This window comes from Micromonospora sp. M42, from assembly GCF_000568915.1.
Taxonomy (GTDB): domain Bacteria; phylum Actinomycetota; class Actinomycetes; order Mycobacteriales; family Micromonosporaceae; genus Micromonospora; species Micromonospora chalcea.
The window spans coordinates 523,360-539,213 of sequence record NZ_KK037233.1 but is presented as its reverse complement, the minus strand read 5'-3'; the positions used below and the strand labels follow the sequence as shown (position 1 = coordinate 539,213).

At 72.7% G+C, this 15,854-nt stretch carries 19 protein-coding genes; 5 read left to right on the top strand and 14 right to left on the bottom strand.

Going from position 1 to position 15,854, the window contains the following annotated elements; genetic code table 11:
- The 7 genes from MCBG_RS02010 to MCBG_RS01985 all read right to left on the bottom strand — a co-directional run.
- On the bottom strand, positions 1-1,412 hold a 1,412-nt coding region (locus tag MCBG_RS02010), incomplete at its 3' end, for a glycosyltransferase family 2 protein (protein WP_043330038.1).
- 101 nt (positions 1,413-1,513) lie between these two features.
- Positions 1,514-1,918 (bottom strand): hypothetical protein, encoded by a 405-nt coding sequence (locus tag MCBG_RS33500; protein ID WP_223201004.1) that lies wholly within the window; start codon positions 1,916-1,918, stop codon positions 1,514-1,516.
- Positions 1,866-2,618 carry a glycosyltransferase family 39 protein gene (locus MCBG_RS02005; protein WP_223201003.1) on the bottom strand — a complete coding sequence of 251 codons (753 nt, stop codon included), beginning with the start codon at positions 2,616-2,618 and terminating at the stop codon, positions 1,866-1,868. The genes MCBG_RS33500 and MCBG_RS02005 overlap by 53 nt, the downstream gene beginning before the upstream one ends.
- Before the next feature lie 149 nt (positions 2,619-2,767).
- Positions 2,768-5,092, bottom strand: coding sequence for a beta-xylosidase/alpha-l-arabinosidase (locus MCBG_RS02000; RefSeq protein ID WP_043323415.1), 2,325 nt, complete (start codon positions 5,090-5,092; stop codon positions 2,768-2,770).
- Between the two features lie 39 nt (positions 5,093-5,131).
- Positions 5,132-5,998, bottom strand: a complete 867-nt coding sequence (locus MCBG_RS01995; protein ID WP_043323413.1) for a carbohydrate ABC transporter permease — start codon at positions 5,996-5,998, stop codon at positions 5,132-5,134.
- Positions 5,995-6,993, bottom strand: coding sequence for a carbohydrate ABC transporter permease (locus tag MCBG_RS01990; RefSeq protein WP_043323411.1), 999 nt, complete (start codon positions 6,991-6,993; stop codon positions 5,995-5,997). Before MCBG_RS01990 ends, MCBG_RS01995 begins: the two co-directional genes overlap by 4 nt.
- Complete coding sequence (locus MCBG_RS01985; RefSeq protein WP_223201002.1) at positions 6,990-8,258, bottom strand: ABC transporter substrate-binding protein; 1,269 nt, start codon at positions 8,256-8,258, stop codon at positions 6,990-6,992. The genes MCBG_RS01990 and MCBG_RS01985 overlap by 4 nt, the downstream gene beginning before the upstream one ends.
- 177 nt (positions 8,259-8,435) lie before the next feature.
- On the opposite strand from MCBG_RS01985, the gene MCBG_RS01980 reads away from it, so the two are divergent.
- Positions 8,436-9,440 carry a LacI family DNA-binding transcriptional regulator gene (locus tag MCBG_RS01980; RefSeq protein WP_043323408.1) on the top strand — a complete coding sequence of 335 codons (1,005 nt, stop codon included), beginning with the start codon at positions 8,436-8,438 and terminating at the stop codon, positions 9,438-9,440.
- A gap of 202 nt (positions 9,441-9,642) precedes the next feature.
- Complete coding sequence (locus tag MCBG_RS01975; protein WP_043323406.1) at positions 9,643-10,836, top strand: endo-1,4-beta-xylanase; 1,194 nt, start codon at positions 9,643-9,645, stop codon at positions 10,834-10,836.
- Positions 10,837-10,900: 64 nt separating this feature from the next.
- Here the strand turns inward: MCBG_RS01975 and MCBG_RS01970 are convergent, their stop codons facing one another.
- The 6 genes from MCBG_RS01970 to MCBG_RS33480 all read right to left on the bottom strand — a co-directional run bounded on the left by MCBG_RS01970 (position 10,901) and on the right by MCBG_RS33480 (position 13,500).
- Positions 10,901-11,461, bottom strand: a complete 561-nt coding sequence (locus MCBG_RS01970) for a DUF5872 domain-containing protein (RefSeq protein WP_043323404.1) — start codon at positions 11,459-11,461, stop codon at positions 10,901-10,903.
- 37 nt (positions 11,462-11,498) lie between these two features.
- Positions 11,499-12,092, bottom strand: a complete 594-nt coding sequence (locus MCBG_RS01965; RefSeq protein ID WP_223201001.1) for a hypothetical protein — start codon at positions 12,090-12,092, stop codon at positions 11,499-11,501.
- A 61-nt stretch (positions 12,093-12,153) separates the two neighbouring features.
- The gene (locus MCBG_RS33495; protein ID WP_223201000.1) at positions 12,154-12,543 is read right to left on the bottom strand and encodes a hypothetical protein; all 390 of its coding nucleotides are present in this window, start codon (positions 12,541-12,543) and stop codon (positions 12,154-12,156) included.
- Between the two features lie 341 nt (positions 12,544-12,884).
- Entirely contained in the window at positions 12,885-12,983 is a 99-nt protein-coding gene (locus MCBG_RS33490) for a sigma factor-like helix-turn-helix DNA-binding protein (protein ID WP_255358565.1), read from the bottom strand.
- Entirely contained in the window at positions 12,956-13,291 is a 336-nt protein-coding gene (locus MCBG_RS33485; RefSeq protein ID WP_223201471.1) for a sigma-70 RNA polymerase sigma factor region 4 domain-containing protein, read from the bottom strand. The genes MCBG_RS33490 and MCBG_RS33485 overlap by 28 nt, the downstream gene beginning before the upstream one ends.
- Positions 13,288-13,500 carry an RNA polymerase sigma factor gene (locus MCBG_RS33480; RefSeq protein WP_223201470.1) on the bottom strand — a complete coding sequence of 71 codons (213 nt, stop codon included), beginning with the start codon at positions 13,498-13,500 and terminating at the stop codon, positions 13,288-13,290. The genes MCBG_RS33485 and MCBG_RS33480 overlap by 4 nt, the downstream gene beginning before the upstream one ends.
- Before the next feature lie 40 nt (positions 13,501-13,540).
- Here MCBG_RS33480 and MCBG_RS33475 point away from each other — a divergent pair, with 40 nt between their 5' ends.
- Together MCBG_RS33475 and MCBG_RS01950 are read left to right on the top strand one after the other, a co-directional pair.
- Complete coding sequence (locus MCBG_RS33475) at positions 13,541-14,110, top strand: hypothetical protein (protein WP_223200999.1); 570 nt, start codon at positions 13,541-13,543, stop codon at positions 14,108-14,110.
- Positions 14,019-15,116: an FMN-binding glutamate synthase family protein gene (locus MCBG_RS01950; RefSeq protein ID WP_255358650.1), complete on the top strand. Its 1,098-nt coding sequence runs from the start codon at positions 14,019-14,021 to the stop codon at positions 15,114-15,116. The genes MCBG_RS33475 and MCBG_RS01950 overlap by 92 nt, the downstream gene beginning before the upstream one ends.
- Here the strand turns inward: MCBG_RS01950 and MCBG_RS34655 are convergent.
- Positions 15,113-15,244: a hypothetical protein gene (locus tag MCBG_RS34655; RefSeq protein WP_255358564.1), complete on the bottom strand. Its 132-nt coding sequence runs from the start codon at positions 15,242-15,244 to the stop codon at positions 15,113-15,115. The two genes, MCBG_RS01950 and MCBG_RS34655, sit on opposite strands and share 4 nt — an antisense overlap.
- Before the next feature lie 314 nt (positions 15,245-15,558).
- Between MCBG_RS34655 and MCBG_RS33470 the strand changes: the two genes are divergently transcribed.
- Positions 15,559-15,854 (top strand): hypothetical protein (locus tag MCBG_RS33470; protein ID WP_223200998.1); only part of this gene is annotated, 296 nt, incomplete at its 3' end.

Genomic DNA, 15,854 nt, shown 5'->3' with positions numbered 1-15,854 from the left:
CCCCACAGCGTCGCCCACACCTGCGGGTCGAGCCGGCCCGCGTCGACGCCGGTCAGCAGGTAGAGCGCGGTGGCGGCGTTGCCCAGCAGCAGGCTCACCGCGACGCTCGGGTAGTAGAACTGGAGCAGGCGGTACTGCCAGCGACGGCGCGACGGCAGGTCGCGCGGCGTACGCATCTCGCGGCGGAGCAGGATCTCGCAGATCCCGGCGGCCCAGCGCTTCTGCTGGTTGAAGTAGTCCGCCCAGGACGTCGGCCCCTCACCGAGCGCCACCACGTCCGGGGTGTAGACGCCCTTCCAGCGGCGGCCGGTGGCCGGGTTGACGGCGGCGTGCACGCGGATGCTGGTGAGGTGGTCCTCGATGATCGAGTCCTGGTAGCCGCCGATGGTCCGCCAGGCCGCCGGGCGGTAGAGGTGCCCGGTGCCGGTGAGCAGCGGCGCGTCCAGGCCGTTGCCGCCGCGGGCGATCAGGCCGTTGTAGAGGTACTGCTGCACGGAGGCGCCGTGGGCGACGAAGTTCTGGTGCATGTTGCCGTACACCTGGGGCGTCACCACGAACGCCACATCCGGGTCGCGGAAGTAGCCGAGCGTGCGTTCCAGGAAGTTCGGCAGCGGCACGTGGTCCGGGTCGACGTTCGCGACCACGTCGTAGCGGTGCTCGTGCTCGGCCCGCCAGGCGTTGTGGTTGCCGGACTTGGTCCGGGCCCGGAACTCGCCGCCGGGCCGGTTGTACTCGGGCCGGCCCTTGCGGGTGAAGTGGCGTACGCCCAGCCGCGCGGCCATCGCCCGGACCGCCGGGTCGTCGCCCTCGTCGAGGATCCACACGTCGACGTGCCCGCAGTAGACGATCTCCCGGAGCCGGCGCAGCGTACGCTCCGCGACGTCCAGCGGCTCCTTGCTCGGCACGATGGTGGTGAGCAGCGCGACCCGCAGGCCGACCGGCGGGTCGACCGGCACCGGGTCCCGGGCGTGGAAGGCGAAGACCCAGACCACCACGTTCTGCGCCAGGCGGATCAGCTCGACGCCGACGACGACGCAGAACGCGAGCCGGGCGGCGGCGGTCTGCCACCCGCCGAGCCCGACCACGCCGGGGCCGGGCACGTGCTGGGGCAGCAGCAGCCAGCCGACGAAGACGAGCCCGGCGGCGCTGTTGACGAGCACCAGCAGCGTCAGCACGACCCGCGCGGCCACCGAGGCGGTGGGGCGGAACTCGACCGCCGCGTCCGGGCCGTGCGGCGGGCGCAGCGGACCGGCGACGGCGCCGCACCGGGCGTACGCCAGGCGGGCGCGGACGTTGCGCTGCCGGCGGTCCGGATCGGCCGGCGTCCCGGGCGGGACGGGCGCGATCGGGCGGCCACCCGGCGGCCCGGCCGTCGTGGCGCGGGACGGGCGTGTATCGGCGGCGACGGCCACGTTTCCCCCATGGTCTGCAGGCTCAGGAGCCGACCGAATGCTAAGCCGACAATCAACCACAAAAAGGGCGAATCAGGCAGACGTCGCCCGTTCGTCGACGGTCAGGCGGGAAGCTGGGCCGCCGCCGCCAGCAGCGCCACGAGAGCCAGCACGGCGAGCGCGCCGGCGGCACGCGCCCGGGCCAGGGCGACCCCGCCGAGCACCGCCCAGGCCGGCACCGTGAACAGCAGGTTCACCGCCGACCAGACCGGCGCGGCCTGCGCCAGCGCCAGCAGCCCGAGCGCCGGCACCAGCGCCCAGGCGGTACAGATCGCGGCCGGGTACCGCAGCGGGAGGCTGAACAGGGCCAGCCCGGCCAGCACGCCGCCGAGCGCGACGACGCCGAACAGCTCTCCGGGCGTGGCCGCCAGCACGGTGGCGCCGGGCCACGCGCCGGACGCCAGGCGCCCGCCGTCACGCACGCCGACGGCGAGCAGCGCGGCGACCGGCAGCAGCCCGACGGCCACTGCGGCCAGCCACCGGACGGTGTCCCGGCGGCGGAACGCCAGCACGACCCAGCCGTGCGCGGGCGAGCAGCAGCAACGCCACCGGCTGGCACAGACCGAGCAGCAGCACCGCGCCCGCGTAGGGCACGAGCCGCCGCGGGCGCGGCCGGTCGAGCGCGGACGCCAGCAGCCAGGTGGCGAGCACGGCGGCGAACACCGCCAGGGCGTACGGCTGTGCCTGCTGCGCGTACCGGATCGAGGTCGGCAGCGCCGCGAAGATCAGGCCGGCCAGCAGGCCGGCGGCGGGCGTGGCGATCCGGGTGGCGAGCGCGCCGACGAGCGCCGCGGCCCCGACCATGGCCAGCAGCGACGGTACGCGCAGCGCGAGGTCCGTCGCGCCGAACAGCTCCGCCCAGCCGCGCAGGAGCAGGTGGTACGGCCCGAGCGCGATGTCGTCGCCGGTGAGCCCGATCCCCTGCCAGGGCGACGTCGCCGCCCGGCGGGCCGCCGACTCCCCGGCGCTCGGACCCGCTGTCGCGATCCGGGTCGCGCCGAGCGCGCCGGTCAGGACCGCGGGCAGCAGCCACGCCGCGATCCGCCACCGGGTCACGGCGGCGGTCGCGGCGCGGGCGGTGGAGCGGCGCGGACGGTCCTCGCCCCAGGGGTCCTCGACCGCGGCGTCCCCGATCCGGGGCAGGACCATGGTGTCCGCGTCCATCATCGTGACTCACGCATCCCTGTGGGTGCCGGCGACCGGGATCCAGCCGGGGCTGGATGACATCCTGGAGCCTACTGAGCCAAAATCGACATAACGCCAATATGGGTTGAAAGGGTCCGCCGTCCGCCCCGTGGACGACCGGCGGACCCCGTTCAGCGGAGGTCGGTGGTCGTCCAGCGGGGCGAGGCGGCGGTGATCTCGACGGTGTCGCCGGTCAGCGTGGTCCGCGCCTGGACGTCGCGCCGGGCGCTCGTACCCACCCAGACGTCGACCTCCCCGGGCTCCACCACGCGGGTGAGCGTGCGGTCGGTGAAGGCCAGCCGCGTGGTCGGCACGCTCAGCTCGACGGTGACCGAGGCCCCCGGCTCCAGACGCACCCGCCGGTAGCCGAGCAGCTGCGCCACCGGCCGGGTCACCGAGGCGACCAGGTCCCGGCCGTAGAGCTGCACCACGTCGTCACCGGCGACCGCGCCGGTGTTCGTGACCCGCACCGACACCCGCAGCGCCCCGTCGGCCGGCACCTCGGCCGGCACGGTCAGGTCGGTGTACGCGAACGTGGTGTAGGACAGCCCGTGACCGAACGGCGCCACCGGCGTCGCCGGCAGGTTGGTGCCGTTCGTGCCCGCCCCCAGCTCCGGGTGCAGGTACGAGTACGGCTGCGCGCCGGCCGAGCCGGGCAGGGTGACCGGCAGCCGGCCGGACGGGTTGACCCGCCCGGAGAGCACACCCGCGATCGCCCCGGCGCCCTCCTCGCCCGGGAAGAACGTCTGCAGCACCGCCGCGCACCGGGTCAGCGCCCAGCCCAGCGCGTACGGCCGGCCGGTCAGCAGCACCAGGACGACCGGGGTGCCGGTGTCCAGCACCGCCTCGACGAGCTGGCGCTGCACGCCGGGCAGCTCCAGGTCGTCCCGGTCGCAGCCCTCCCCGACCGTGCCGCGGCCGAACAGGCTGGCGTGGTCGCCGACCACGAGGACCGCCACGTCGGCGGCGGACGCGACGGCGACCGCCTCGTCGAAGCCGGACCGGTCCGCCGAGTCCACCTCGCAGCCGGCCGCGAAGGTGACCCGGTCGGCGCCGAACTCGGCGCGCACCGCCTCCAGGACGGTCGGCACCTCGAAGCCGGTCTCCACGCCCGGGTGATGGGCCAGCACGTGGTTGAGGAAGGAATAGCAGCCGAACAACGCGCCCTGCCGGTCGGCGTTCGGGCCGACCACCGCCACCCGGCGGCCCGCCGGCAGCGGCAGCACGCCCTCGTTGGCGACCAGGACGATCGACTCCTCGGCGAGCCGGCGCGCGATCGACCGGTGCTCCGGCGAGTCGAGGTCCACGGCACCCGGCGGCTCGTCGGCGAACGTGGCGTCGAGCAGCCCGAGTTCCTGCTTCTGGCGCAGCACGCGCAACACCGCCCGGTCGACCAGCGCCTCGTCGACAGTGCCGGCCCGCACCGACTCGGTCAGCGTCAGGAAGGCGTCGCCGGTAGGCAACTCGATGTCCAGGCCCGCGGCCAGCGCCTGCGCCGCCGCGTCCGCGTGGTCGGCCGCGACGTGGTGCAGCAGGTTGAGGAAGGCGACGCCGTAGTAGTCGGCCACCACGGTGCCGTCGAACCCCCACCGGTCCCGCAGCAGGTCGGTGAGCATGGTCGGGTCGGCGGCGACCGGCACGCCGTCGATCTCGGCGTACGAGTGCATGACGCTGCGCGCGTCGCCGTCGCGGATCGCCATCTCGAACGGCGGCAGCAGCACGTCGGCGAGTTCCCGGGGACCGGCGTGCACCGGGCCGAAGTTGCGCCCGGCCCGCGAGGCGGAGTAGCCGGCGAAGTGCTTCAGCGTCGCGAGCACGCCCTGCGACTGCAGTCCCCGCACGTACGAGGTGCCGATGGTGCCCACGAGGTACGGATCCTCGGCGATGCACTCGTCGACCCGGCCCCAGCGCGGGTCCCGGATCACGTCCAGCACCGGGGACAGTCCCTGGTGGATGCCGAGCGCGCGCATCGAGGCCCCGATCGCCGCCGCCATCTCGGTGACCAGCTCGGGGTCGAACGCGGCGCCCCAGGCAAGCGGCGTCGGGAAGGTGGCCGCCTTCCAGGCCGACAGGCCGGTCAGGCACTCCTCGTGCACGATGGCCGGGATGCCCAGCCGGGTACCGGTCACCAGGTCCCGCTGGAACTTCCACAGCCAGGCCGCGCGGGCCGCGGAATCGACCGGGCGGGTGCCGTAGGGACGGGTGAGGTGACCCAGCCCGTGCCGGGCGAAGTCTTCGAGCCGGCCGCTGTCGGCGAACTCGCCCTGCAGGGGCGCGACCGCCTCACCGTCCTCCTTCTCCCAGAACCCGACGAGCTGCGCGATCTTCTCCTCGGTCGTCATGCGAGCGAGCAGTTCCCGTACGCGCGTCTCGGCGTCGTGCCCGTCCGACCGGTCGTGGTCCGAATCTGCCTGGGCCGGTACCGGCCCGTCCACCACCGCGTGGACCCCTGTCATGGTGTGCCTTTCCATTGGTTGTGCTGGTGCTGCTGCCGCTCAGCCCTTGACCGCGCCCTGGAGCCCGCCCACGATCTGCTTCTCCGCGAGGGTGAAGAACAGCAGCGCCGGCAGCATCGCCAGTGAGGTGAAGGCGAGGACGCCCGCGGTGTCGGTGGTGTACTGGCTGGAGAAGTTCTGCACGCCCAGCGGCAGGGTGTGCAGGTTGACGTCCCCGAGGACGAGCAGCGGCAGGAGGAACGCGTTCCAGCTCGCCACGAACGCGAGGATACCGACGGTGACGATCGCGGGCCGCGACAGCGGCAGCACGATCCGCCAGAGGAAGCCGAGCCGGCCGGCGCCGTCGATGGCGGCCGCGTCCTCCAGCTCCCGCGGGATGGCCGACAGGAACGGCCGCAGGATGACGATCGTCAGCGGCAGCGAGAAGGCGACCTGCGGAAGGATCACCGCGTAGTAGGAGTTGATCAGGCTCAGGTCACGCAGCAGGAGGTACAGCGGCAGGATCGCCGCGCCGGCCGGGAAGAGCAGACCGAGCGTGAAGAACGTGTAGAGCCATTCACGCCCCCGGAACGAGTACCGGGCGAGCACGAACGCGGCGGCCATGCCGAGCACCACCACGCCGAGCGTGGTGCCCAGAGCGATCACCGCGCTGTTGAACGCCTGCCGCCAGAAGTCGCTCTGCGTGAGCACCCGGTAGTAGTTGTCCCAGACCCACGGGTCGGGCAGGCCGGCCGGGTCGTTCACGATCTGCGGCGTGGTCCGGAAGCCACCGACGATGACGTACACGACGGGGGCGATCGACACGGCCGCGACCGCGAGCGCGATCGCGTACGTCAGCGGCGAGCTCCACTGCACCGGACGGCGCCCGGGCGAAGGGGCGGGTACGGAGTTCACGGCCACTGTCACTTCCCCTTCCGGGTGATGGCGCCCTCGATGTCACGGCTGAGCAGGAACCGCTGGAAAAGCAGCGCCGCGACGAACGAGATGGCGAACAGGATCACGGCGACCGCGTTGCCGTAGCCCCACAGCCGGGCGAAGAAGCCGTTGTCCACCATGTACGTCGCCATGGTGGCCGAGGCGCCGAGCGACCGCACCGCGGGCACGGAGGTCACCCAGACCATGTCGAAGACCTGCAACGAGCCGATCATCGACAGGAACATCCAGATCCGGATGGTCGGGCCGAGCAGTGGCAACGTGACGTGACGCTGGATCTGCCACCAGCTCGCGCCGTCGATCTCGGCGGCCTCGTTCAGCTCGGGCGGCACGTTCGACAGGCCGGCGAGCAGCAGGATGATGGCGAAGCCGACGTACTTCCAGGTGAGCACGAACAGCAGGGTCCAGATGACCACGTCGAGGTCGGCCAGCCACGCCTGCACCAGCCCGCCCAGCCCGACCGACCGCAGCAGCGCGTCGAGCGTGCCGCCGTCGGTCAGGATCAGCTTCCACATGATGCCGACGGTGACCTCGGCGAGCACGTACGGCACGAAGACCAGCAGGCGGAACGCGGAGCGCCCGCGGAAGCGGCGGTTGAGCAGCAGGGCGATGCCGAGCGCGACGGGCCCCTGGATGAGCAGCGACCCGAAGACGATGATGGCGTTGTTGCGCAGCGCGTCGAGGAAGATCGGGTCCTGGAACGCGAGCGTGTAGTTACGGAAGCCGACGTACTCGGTGGGCGGCCCGACCCCGCGCCAGCGGAACAGGCTGTAGTAGAACGCGAAGCCCATCGGCACCAGCACGAACAGCACGTAGATGAGGACCGCCGGCGTCGTCAGGCCGATGATCTCGTACCACTTGCGGCGGGTCTCGGCGCGGCGTGAGGCGGCTCGTGCGCCGGGCCGGAGGCCCGCCGGCGGCGCGAGAGCGCCGTCGGCGGGCGTACGGGTCTGCGATGCGGACGTCACTTGCTTGCGGCCGCCTTCATGGCCGAGACGACCTTCTCAGGTGTCCCGTTGCCGGCGAAGATCGCGACGATCGCGTCGTTCATCGCGGTGCCGACGGTGCTGCCGAAGGCCGTGTCCAGCCAGAGCTGCACGTAGGTGGCCGAGGAGGTGGCCTCCAGGATGGACTTCAGCGCCGGGTCGGTGACGCCGTCGGCGGCGCCCTTGGCGACCGGCAGGCCGGTGCCGGTGGCGGCGTAGCCCTTCTGCACCTCGGGGCTGACGATGTACTTGAGGAACTCGACGCACTCGGCCGGGGCGTTCTTCGAGCAGGCGAAGCCGTCGCCGCCGCCGAGGGCCGCCTTCGGGTCACCGGCGGAGCCGGAGATCGCCGGCACCGGGAACCAGCCCAGGAACTTGCCCAGGGCCGCCTTGTCCGTGGCGACGGTGTCCAGGGTGCCACGGTTCCAGTCGCCCATCAGCTCCATCGCGGCCTTGCCGTTGGCGAGCAGACCGTTGGCGCTGGTCGGGTCGTTCTGGCCCGGCGTGGCGATGAAGTTGTTCTGGAACGGCTTGGTGTCGATGAAGCTCTTCAGGTCCTGGCCGGCCTTGACGAAACACGGGTCGTCGAAGGTCCGGTCCTTGGTCGCCTTCTTCAGCGTGTCGACCGAGCAGGCCCGCAGCGCGAAGTTGTACCACCAGTGCGCGGCCGGCCACTTGTCCCCGGCGCCCAGGGCGATCGGGATGACGTTGATGGCCTTGAGCTTGGTGACCGCGGCGTTGAGTTCCTCGAAGGTGGTCGGCGGCGCCGTGATGCCCGCCTTCGCGAACATGTCCTTGTTGTACCAGATGCCTTCGATGCCCATCCGGAACGGCAGGCCGTACTGCTTGCCCTCCACCTGCCAGATCTCGGAGGCGCTGCCGATGTCGGCGACCTCGCTCTTCACCTGGTCGGTGATGTCCTTGAGGTAGTCGGCCTCGACCTGCTCGCGCATCTCGCCGCCACCCCATGCCTGGAAGATGTCCGGCGGGTCGTTGCTCAGCAGCGCGGCGGGCAGCCGGGTGCGCTGGAGCTGGTTCGTCTCGATCGCCTCGATCTCGATCTTGACGGTCGGGTGGGCCGCGGAGAAGTCCTTGGCGACCTTCTCCCAGTACGTCTTGCCGGGCCCGTCCTGCGAGGCGTTGTGCCACCAGGTCAGCGTCACCGGGTTCTTGTACAGCTCGCTCTCGGCGGCCTTGTCGTCGTCGCCACCTCCACTGCACGCGGAGGCCAGCAGAGCGCTTGTCACAAACAGTGCCAGGACGGCGCCAGCACGGCGCTTCATCGCCATAGATGTCTCCTCGACCACTTAGTCGGGTTACCTGCCGGGGAGTTTTACAGGGCCGTAACGTGAAGTCAATCGGTATCGATAACGTTTTCGAAAACGTCTTCGATCACCCTGGGAAGGCCCTCTATCATCGTCGGCGTGGTGTTCCCGCAGCGCGTCAAGATGTCAGACGTGGCCCGCACAGCCGGCGTCTCGGTGGCAACCGTATCGAAAGTTGTCAATGGTCGGTACGGCGTCGCACAGGCCACCGTCGAGCGCGTCCAGCAGGTCATCCACGAACTCGGATACGAGGCCAGCCTGGGGGCGCAGAGCCTGCGCAGCCACCGGACGAACGTGCTGGGCATCCTGGTCGCCGAGTTCGAGCCGTTCTCCACCGAGCTGCTCAAGGGCGCCTCCCGCGAGGTCGCCGGCAGCGGCTACCAACTGCTCGCCTACTCCAGCGGGGACGGCAAGGGCGCGGCCATAGGGTGGGAGCGGCGCTCGCTGGCACGCCTGTCCGGCACGCTCATCGACGGCGCGGTGATCGTGACGCCGACGGTGGTCGAGACCAAGCACGGTTTCCACGTGGTGGCCGTCGACCCGCACACCGGCCCGTCCGGCCTGCCCACTGTCGACTCCGACAACTTCGCCGGCGCGGTGCTGGCCACCGACTACCTGCTGTCGCTCGGGCACCGCCGGATCGCGCACATCAGCGGCCGTCCCGACCTGGAGTCGGCCCGCCTGCGCGAGGCCGGGTTCCGCAAGGCGATGGCCGACGCGGGCACGCCGGTGGACGAGCGGCTGGTGCGGGTGGGCGGCTTCCGCACCGAGAGCGCCGCCAGCACGGCCGCCGAACTGCTCGCCCTCCCCGACCGGCCGACCGCGATCTTCGCCGGCAACGACCTCTCCGCCATCTCCACCGTGGACGTCGCCCGCGACCTCGGCCTGCGCGTACCGGACGACCTGTCGGTCATCGGCTTCGACAACATCCCCGAGTCGGCGCTGGTCGACCCGCCGCTCACCACGATCCGGCAGCCGCTGCAACGCATGGGCGCCGAGTCACTGCGCCTGCTGATCGACCTGATCGCCGGCGTCGAGCGGGAGACCCACATCCAGCTCCCCACCGAGCTGGTCGTGCGGGCCTCCTGCGCGCCCCTGCGCTGATACGCCCCGCTCCTACCCGAACGGCGATTGACGGGCGGCTATCGAGGTCCGTAAGGTTTCGGGCTACTTCCGGAAGACGCCCCGGAAGTTTCGGAAGCCGCACCGCCCGCCCGGGCACCCGCCGCTCCGTTCCACGTCGCGGCGGCCCCGGCACCGCCACCGCCGGCCCTCGGGCCGAGCGCACCTGCCCGGAAGGAACGAGATGAAGCTGAGACGCTGGCTCGCCGCCGGCGCGGTCGCCGTCGTGACCGCCACCGCCCTCAACGTCGTCCCCGCGACGGCGGGACGCCCGTACGACCCGGCCGCGCAGAGCCTGCGCGAGCTGGCCAAGCGCCACGGCCTGTACGTGGGCACCGCAGTGGACATGGCGGCCCTCAACGACGCCGCCGAGCCGCGGTACCGCGAGCTGGCCGCGTCCGAGTTCTCCACCGTCACCGCCGAGAACGTGATGAAGTGGGAGAGCCTGGAGCCCACCCGCGGCACCTACAACTGGGGACCGGCCGACGAGCTGATCGAGTTCGCCCGCAAGAACAACCAGCGGGTCCGGGGCCACGTGCTGGTCTGGCACAACCAGCTGCCGGCGTGGCTGACCAGCGGCGTCGCGGACGGCTCGATCAGCAAGGCCGAGCTGCGCCAGATCCTGCGCAACCACATCACCGCGGTGGTCACCCACTTCAAGGGCAAGATCTGGCAGTGGGACGTGGTGAACGAGGCGGTCAGCGACCCCTGGGACACCCCGTCCACCCTGCACTACAAGGGGTTCTGGGCGCAGAACCTCGGGCCCGGCTACCTCGCCGACGCGTTCCGCTGGGCCCGCGCCGCCGACCCGAAGGCGCTGCTGTTCTACAACGACTACAACATCGAGGCGTTCGGCTCCGGCAACCCGGCCGACGACAAGACGCAGTTCGTCTACAACATGGTCCGTGACCTGCGGGCCAAGGGCGTGCCGATCGACGGCGTGGGCGCGCAGGGCCACCTGGGCACCCAGTACGGCAACTTCAGCACGCTCCAGGTGGTCGCGGCCCTGCGCAAGTTCGCCGGGCTCGGGCTGGCCACGGCGCTCACCGAGGTGGACGTGCGCAGCCAGATCACCGACGGGGTGGAGGCCGGCGACTCCGCCGAGATCAACCCGCGTCTGCAGGCGTCCGCGGCGGGCTTCAGCGTGCTGATGCAGGCGTGCCTGGCCGAGCGGCACTGCTTGTCGTTCACGCTCTGGGGCTTCACCGACAAGCACTCCTGGGTGCCCGGCGCGTTCTCCGACCCGCCGGAGGGCCTGGCCACCGTGTACGACGAGAACTACCAGCCCAAGCTCGCCTACCACGAGCTCAAGGCAGACCTGATGTTCTCCGGTCCGCCCTACGTGCTGCCGCGCATCCCGCAGCACCCGCGCCGCTGACTGTCGCGCGCAGGGGCCGGCCTTCGGGCCGGCCCCTGCGTCGCGGTGCGCCACGGGATCACGCTCACGCCGCCCGGCGGCGGCCCAGTTCCGACTCCAGCCGTCCGATGAGCGTCTTGCGGGCCTTGCCACGCCGTTCCCGGCGCAGCGCCGCGTCGAGCTGACGGGTGTCGAGGTCGCGCACGAGCTTGACCGCCTCGGTCACCGGCAGCTCGGTCATCTGCTCCGCGGCGGTGGCGTCCCGGCGGGCCCGCTTCGCCGGGCCGGTGTTCGGCACGTACTGGCGGCCGGAGCGCGACGCGCGGCGCTTGCGCGTGTCGGTGTCGCGCCGCTGCTCCTCCGACAGCTCCTTCCACGCCTGTTCGGGCAGGTAACGACGGGTCTCGCCGCCGTTGCGGGCGCGCGTGTCACCGCTGCGGGTCTGCCACTTCTCGCCGCCCCAGCGTTGCAGCGACCGCTGCCGTGCGTCCTTCGGGCCCTCGAATCCCCCGCCGGCCTTCTTGTACTCGTTCGTCAGCAGCTGCGACTTGCGGGCCGACCACTGCCCCGGCCGTCCGCCCTTGTCGGAGGCGCGGATCTCGGCCTTGAGGCGCTCGCGCAGTTCCGGCTCGGTGTACTTCGCCATGACGCAGCGTTACCCGCGCCGGCGGCGGCCATGCCGGTCAGCCGGGTCCCGGCCGGTAGAGCAGATCCATCGTGTCGGTGCGGCCGGACCAGTCCAGTCGCAGCCGCCAGCACCCGGCGGCCGGCAGGTCGACGATGGACGGCCCGGGCCCGCCGTCCACCTCGCGGACGACCGGGGCGCCCGTCCCGTCCCGGGTCGCGGTGATCACCAGAGGCGTCCGCGGCGCCGGCTCGGAGCGGCCTTCCTCGGGACGCGCCACCCAGAGGATCTTGTTGTTCGCACCGTCGCCCCGGGCGTGCACGAGCGGGTACGCGAACAGGATCGCCACGATGTGGCCCCCGGCGCCGAAGACGTGCCGCATCCGGGTGTCGCCGGTGAACCCGGCGTCCGCCCAGTCCGGCAACCGGCCGGTCTCCACCCGTTCGGCGCAGGCCGCCGGCGCGGCCGGCTCGGTGGCCGCCGGCGCCGAGGTCACCGGCGCTCCAGCCGGGACCGTGGCCGGACCGGAGCACCCGGCCAGCAGCAGGACCGGCACCAGCAGGACTCTTCTCGCAACGAACATCGCGGCCTCCCCGTCGACGGCTCTCGTCAACAGGACACCGGCCGGGGCCGCCGGGTTCCCGTCGCTCACCGGAGCGAGGCCGCGACGTCCAGCGCCTGCTCGCGGGTGAGGTCGCCCTCCAGCCGGTAACTCAGCCCGCCCTGCTCCCAGATGAGCGTGGCCGCGGACAACCGCGCGGTGGCGACCCGTTCCGTGCCCGACCGGTCCACGTACGCCAGCCCTGCTCCCAGATGAGCGTGGCCGCGGACAACCGCGCGGTGGCGACCCGTTCCGTGCCCGACCGGTCCACGTACGCCAGCGCGTGCGGACCGCCGACCCAGATCGCGAACTCGCCACCGACCTGGGTGAGCGTCACGTCCGCGCCGAGGGACCGCTTGTGGAACACGATGTCGAGCGAGCCGTCGAAGGCGTCCAGCCGTACCGTGCCGCCCCGGTAGAGCAGGCTGACCACCCGGTGGCCGCCGGCGCCGTCCGGGTCGGCCACCAGCACCCGTTCCGGCGCGCCCAGGCGGGACGGCACCCGGATCGGGAAGCGGACCTGGCGTTGCGCCTCGGCGAGGGCGACAAAAAAAATGCGCGGGCAGTGGCGAGGGCGTGCCGGTCGGCGGCGGGGCGGGCGCGGAGTCGATGACGACGCCGGAGAACCGCAGCAGCCCGGTCACCGCGTCGGCGAGCGCGGCGCGGCCCGGCGGCAGCGCCACCACGAGCAGCGCGGCGAGCAGCGGTGGCCAGCACGTACCGCCGGCGGCGGCGCGGCGCGGGCGCGTCGAGCCGGGCGCGGACCCGCGCGGTTCTTCGGGCGTCCGCGCCGGCTCCAGCCAGCCGGTCAGCTCTTTCACTCCCGCTCCAGGTCGCTCCAGGTCATCCACGGTGCGCCACCTCCCGGTCCAGCAGGGCACGCAGCTTCGCCAGCGCCCGGTGGGTCCGCGACTTCACGGTGCCCCGGGGCAGCCCCAGCACCGTGGCCGTCTCGTCCTCGCCGAGGTCCAGCAGGTAGCGGCAGACGATCGCCTCGGGTCGCGTACGGGCAGCAGCCGCAGCGCTCCGACCAGCGCGGCCCGGCGTTCGGCCGCCAGCACCGCGTCGAGCCCGTCGTCGGCACCGCCGGCCACGACCGGTTCCGCCGCCGCCGCGCGCAGCGTCAGCCCGTCGCGCCGGCTGAAAAATAAAAGTGCAGGTTCCGGGTCTCGAAGGCGACGATAAAAGAGCAGCCAGGACCGGAACGACGCCTCGGCCCGGTAGCGGGACAGTTTCCGGTACGCCTTCACGAAAAAAAAAAATGGACCACGTCCTCGGCGTCCGGACCGGCGCCCAGCAGCACCGCCGTCCGGTACGCGGACGCGGTGTGCCGGGCGACCAGGGCGTCGTACGCCTCCCGGTCGCCGGCGCGTACGCGGGTGACGAGGTCGTCGTCGTCCAGGGCAGCCTCCGCCGTCGGTCCGCTTCCATGACACCGCCCGGGGCGGCCGGGTTCCATCAGGCGTTTGACCGGTGACCGTTCCGGAAAGAGTGGCGGGATGAGCTGGGCGAGAAGAGCCGTACCCCCAGCCGTCGCCGCCGTCGCCGCGCTGGCGGCGCGGGACCTGCTGCAACGCGACCACGCGCTGCGCCGCAACTTCCCGGTGCTGGGCCGGGCCCGGTACCTGATCGAGTCGATCGGACCGGAGCTGCGGCAGTACATCGTGGCCGGCAACGACGAGGAGCGGCCCTTCACCCGCGACCAGCGGCGCTGGGTGTACGCCTCGGCCAAGCAGGAGAACAACTACTTCGGGTTCGGCACCGACAACGACATCGAGCACACCTCCGGCTATCCGATCATCAAGCACCGCACGTTCGGCCGGGCGGTGCCGCCGTCGGCGCCGACCGGCCGGGCACGACGTGACGCTGCCCTGCGCCAAGGTGCTCGGGGCGGCGCGCGGCCGGGCGCGGGCGTTCCGCCCGGAGTCGGTGGTGAACATCTCCGGCATGAGCTTCGGCTCGCTGTCCGCCAACGCGGTGGAGGCGCTCAACCGGGGCGCGGCGCTGGCCGGCTGTCTGCAGAACACCGGCGAGGGCGGGCTGTCGCCGTACCACCGCATGGGCGGTGAGCTGGTCTTCCAGCTCGGCACCGCGTACTTCGGCTGCCGCGACGAGCAGGGCCGGTTCAGCCTGCCGCGGCTCAAGGACCTGGTGGCGTCGGCGCCGGTACGCGCGCTGGAGATCAAGCTCAGCCAGGGCGCCAAGCCGAGCCTCGGCGGCCTGCTGCCGGCGGCGAAGGTCTCCGCCGAGATCGCCGCCACCCGGGGCGTCCCGGCCGGTCAGGACTGCGTCAGCCCGTCCCGGCACGCCGAGTTCTCCGACTGCGACAGCCTGCTCGACTGGGTGGAGCTGCTCGCCGCCGAGACCGGCCTGCCGGTCGGCATCAAGTCCGCCGTCGGCGACCTCGGGTTCTGGGAGGATCTGGCCACGCTGATGCGCGACACCGGGCGCGGCGTTGACTTCGTGACCGTCGACGGGGGCGAGGGCGGCACCGGGGCCGCGCCGCTGATCTTCAGCGACTCGGTCTCGCTGCCGTTCCAGCAGGGCTTCTCCCGGGTCTACCGCACGTTCGCCGAACGCGACCTGCACGAGAAGGTGGTGTTCGTCGGCGCCGGCAAGCTCGGCCTGCCCGACAACGCCGTGGTGGCGTTCGCGCTCGGCGCCGACATGGTCAACGTCGGGCGGGAGGCGATGCTGGCGATCGGCTGCATCCAGGCGCAGAAGTGCCACACCGACACCTGCCCGACCGGCGTCGCCACGCAGAACGCGTGGCTGGCCCGGGGTCTGGACCCGGCCCGCAAGTCGGTGCGGGCCGCGAACTACATCCGTACGCTGCGCCGCGACCTGGTCAAGGTGGCCGAGGCGTGCGGCGTCGAGCATCCCGGGCTGATCGGCACCGACGCGGTGGAGATCCTCGACGGCCGGACCTCGTCGATCCCGCTGGACCGGGCGTTCGGCTACCGGCCGGAGTGGGGGATGCCGTCGGCAGCGGACCGGGCGGAGATCGTGCGGCTGATGACCGCCGAGGCGCCGCAGGGCGGCAGCGCGCCGCCCTCCCCCACCGCCGTCGGCTAGCCGGTTCCCTCGCCGGTGCGGTGCCGCCCCCGGCGGCGCGGCGGGCGCGGCCGGAGCACGATCGGCGCCACCACCAGGACCGCCGCCGCGCCGAGCAGTCCCCAGGGGTGGCGGCTGGTCTCGACCACGAATGCGACCCGGCCGTTCCGGCAGGTCGACGCGGCCGTGGAGTTCGTGTGCCCCGAGCACGGCGACGTCCACCGGCACCGGGATCTCGTACGTCCGGACCTGCCCGGCGCCGATGGTGCCCAGGGGCGGGGCGGCGACGATGGTGTGCGCCCGTCCGGGCCGGCCGAGCAGCAGCGTGAACGGCGGGTCGACCACGTCGGCCGGGCCGGGGTTGCGCAGCGCGACGCGTACGGTGAGCGTCTCGGGCAGCCCGAACCATTCCCGCAGCGGGCGGCGGCCGGCGACGCGCAGCTCGTCGAGGTGCAGTCGCGGCGTGGCGGCCGGCGCGGGCGCCGGGGCGGCGGTCACGCCCCGGACCGGCAGCGCGGCGGTGGCCTGGACGGCGCCGGTCAGCGCATGCGCGCGCAGCACGCAGGGACAGGCGACGGGTGGCGCCGCCAGCGCGATCGGCGCCGCCGTCGTGCCCGCCGGCGCCTGGACGGTGGTGGCCTGCTCGTTGGCGCAGTCGAGCGCGCCCCGGCGGGCGTCGTTACCGCAGACCGTGAGGTGGACCGGGCCGGCCGGCCAGCCGCGCAGCGTGACGGTGACCCGCTGCCCGACAGTCAGCGG

Bases quoted from the DNA above. Each gene is read 5' to 3' on its own strand.
- MCBG_RS02005 (WP_223201003.1), bottom strand. From the start codon at position 2,618: ATGATGGACGCGGACACCATGGTCCTGCCCCGGATCGGGGACGCCGCG.
- MCBG_RS02000 (WP_043323415.1), bottom strand. From the start codon at position 5,092: ATGACAGGGGTCCACGCGGTGGTGGACGGGCCGGTACCGGCCCAGGCA.
- MCBG_RS01975 (WP_043323406.1), top strand. From the start codon at position 9,643: ATGAAGCTGAGACGCTGGCTCGCCGCCGGCGCGGTCGCCGTCGTGACC.
- MCBG_RS01970 (WP_043323404.1), bottom strand. From the start codon at position 11,461: ATGGCGAAGTACACCGAGCCGGAACTGCGCGAGCGCCTCAAGGCCGAG.
- MCBG_RS33480 (WP_223201470.1), bottom strand. From the start codon at position 13,500: ATGGAACCCGGCCGCCCCGGGCGGTGTCATGGAAGCGGACCGACGGCG.
- MCBG_RS33475 (WP_223200999.1), top strand. From the start codon at position 13,541: ATGAGCTGGGCGAGAAGAGCCGTACCCCCAGCCGTCGCCGCCGTCGCC.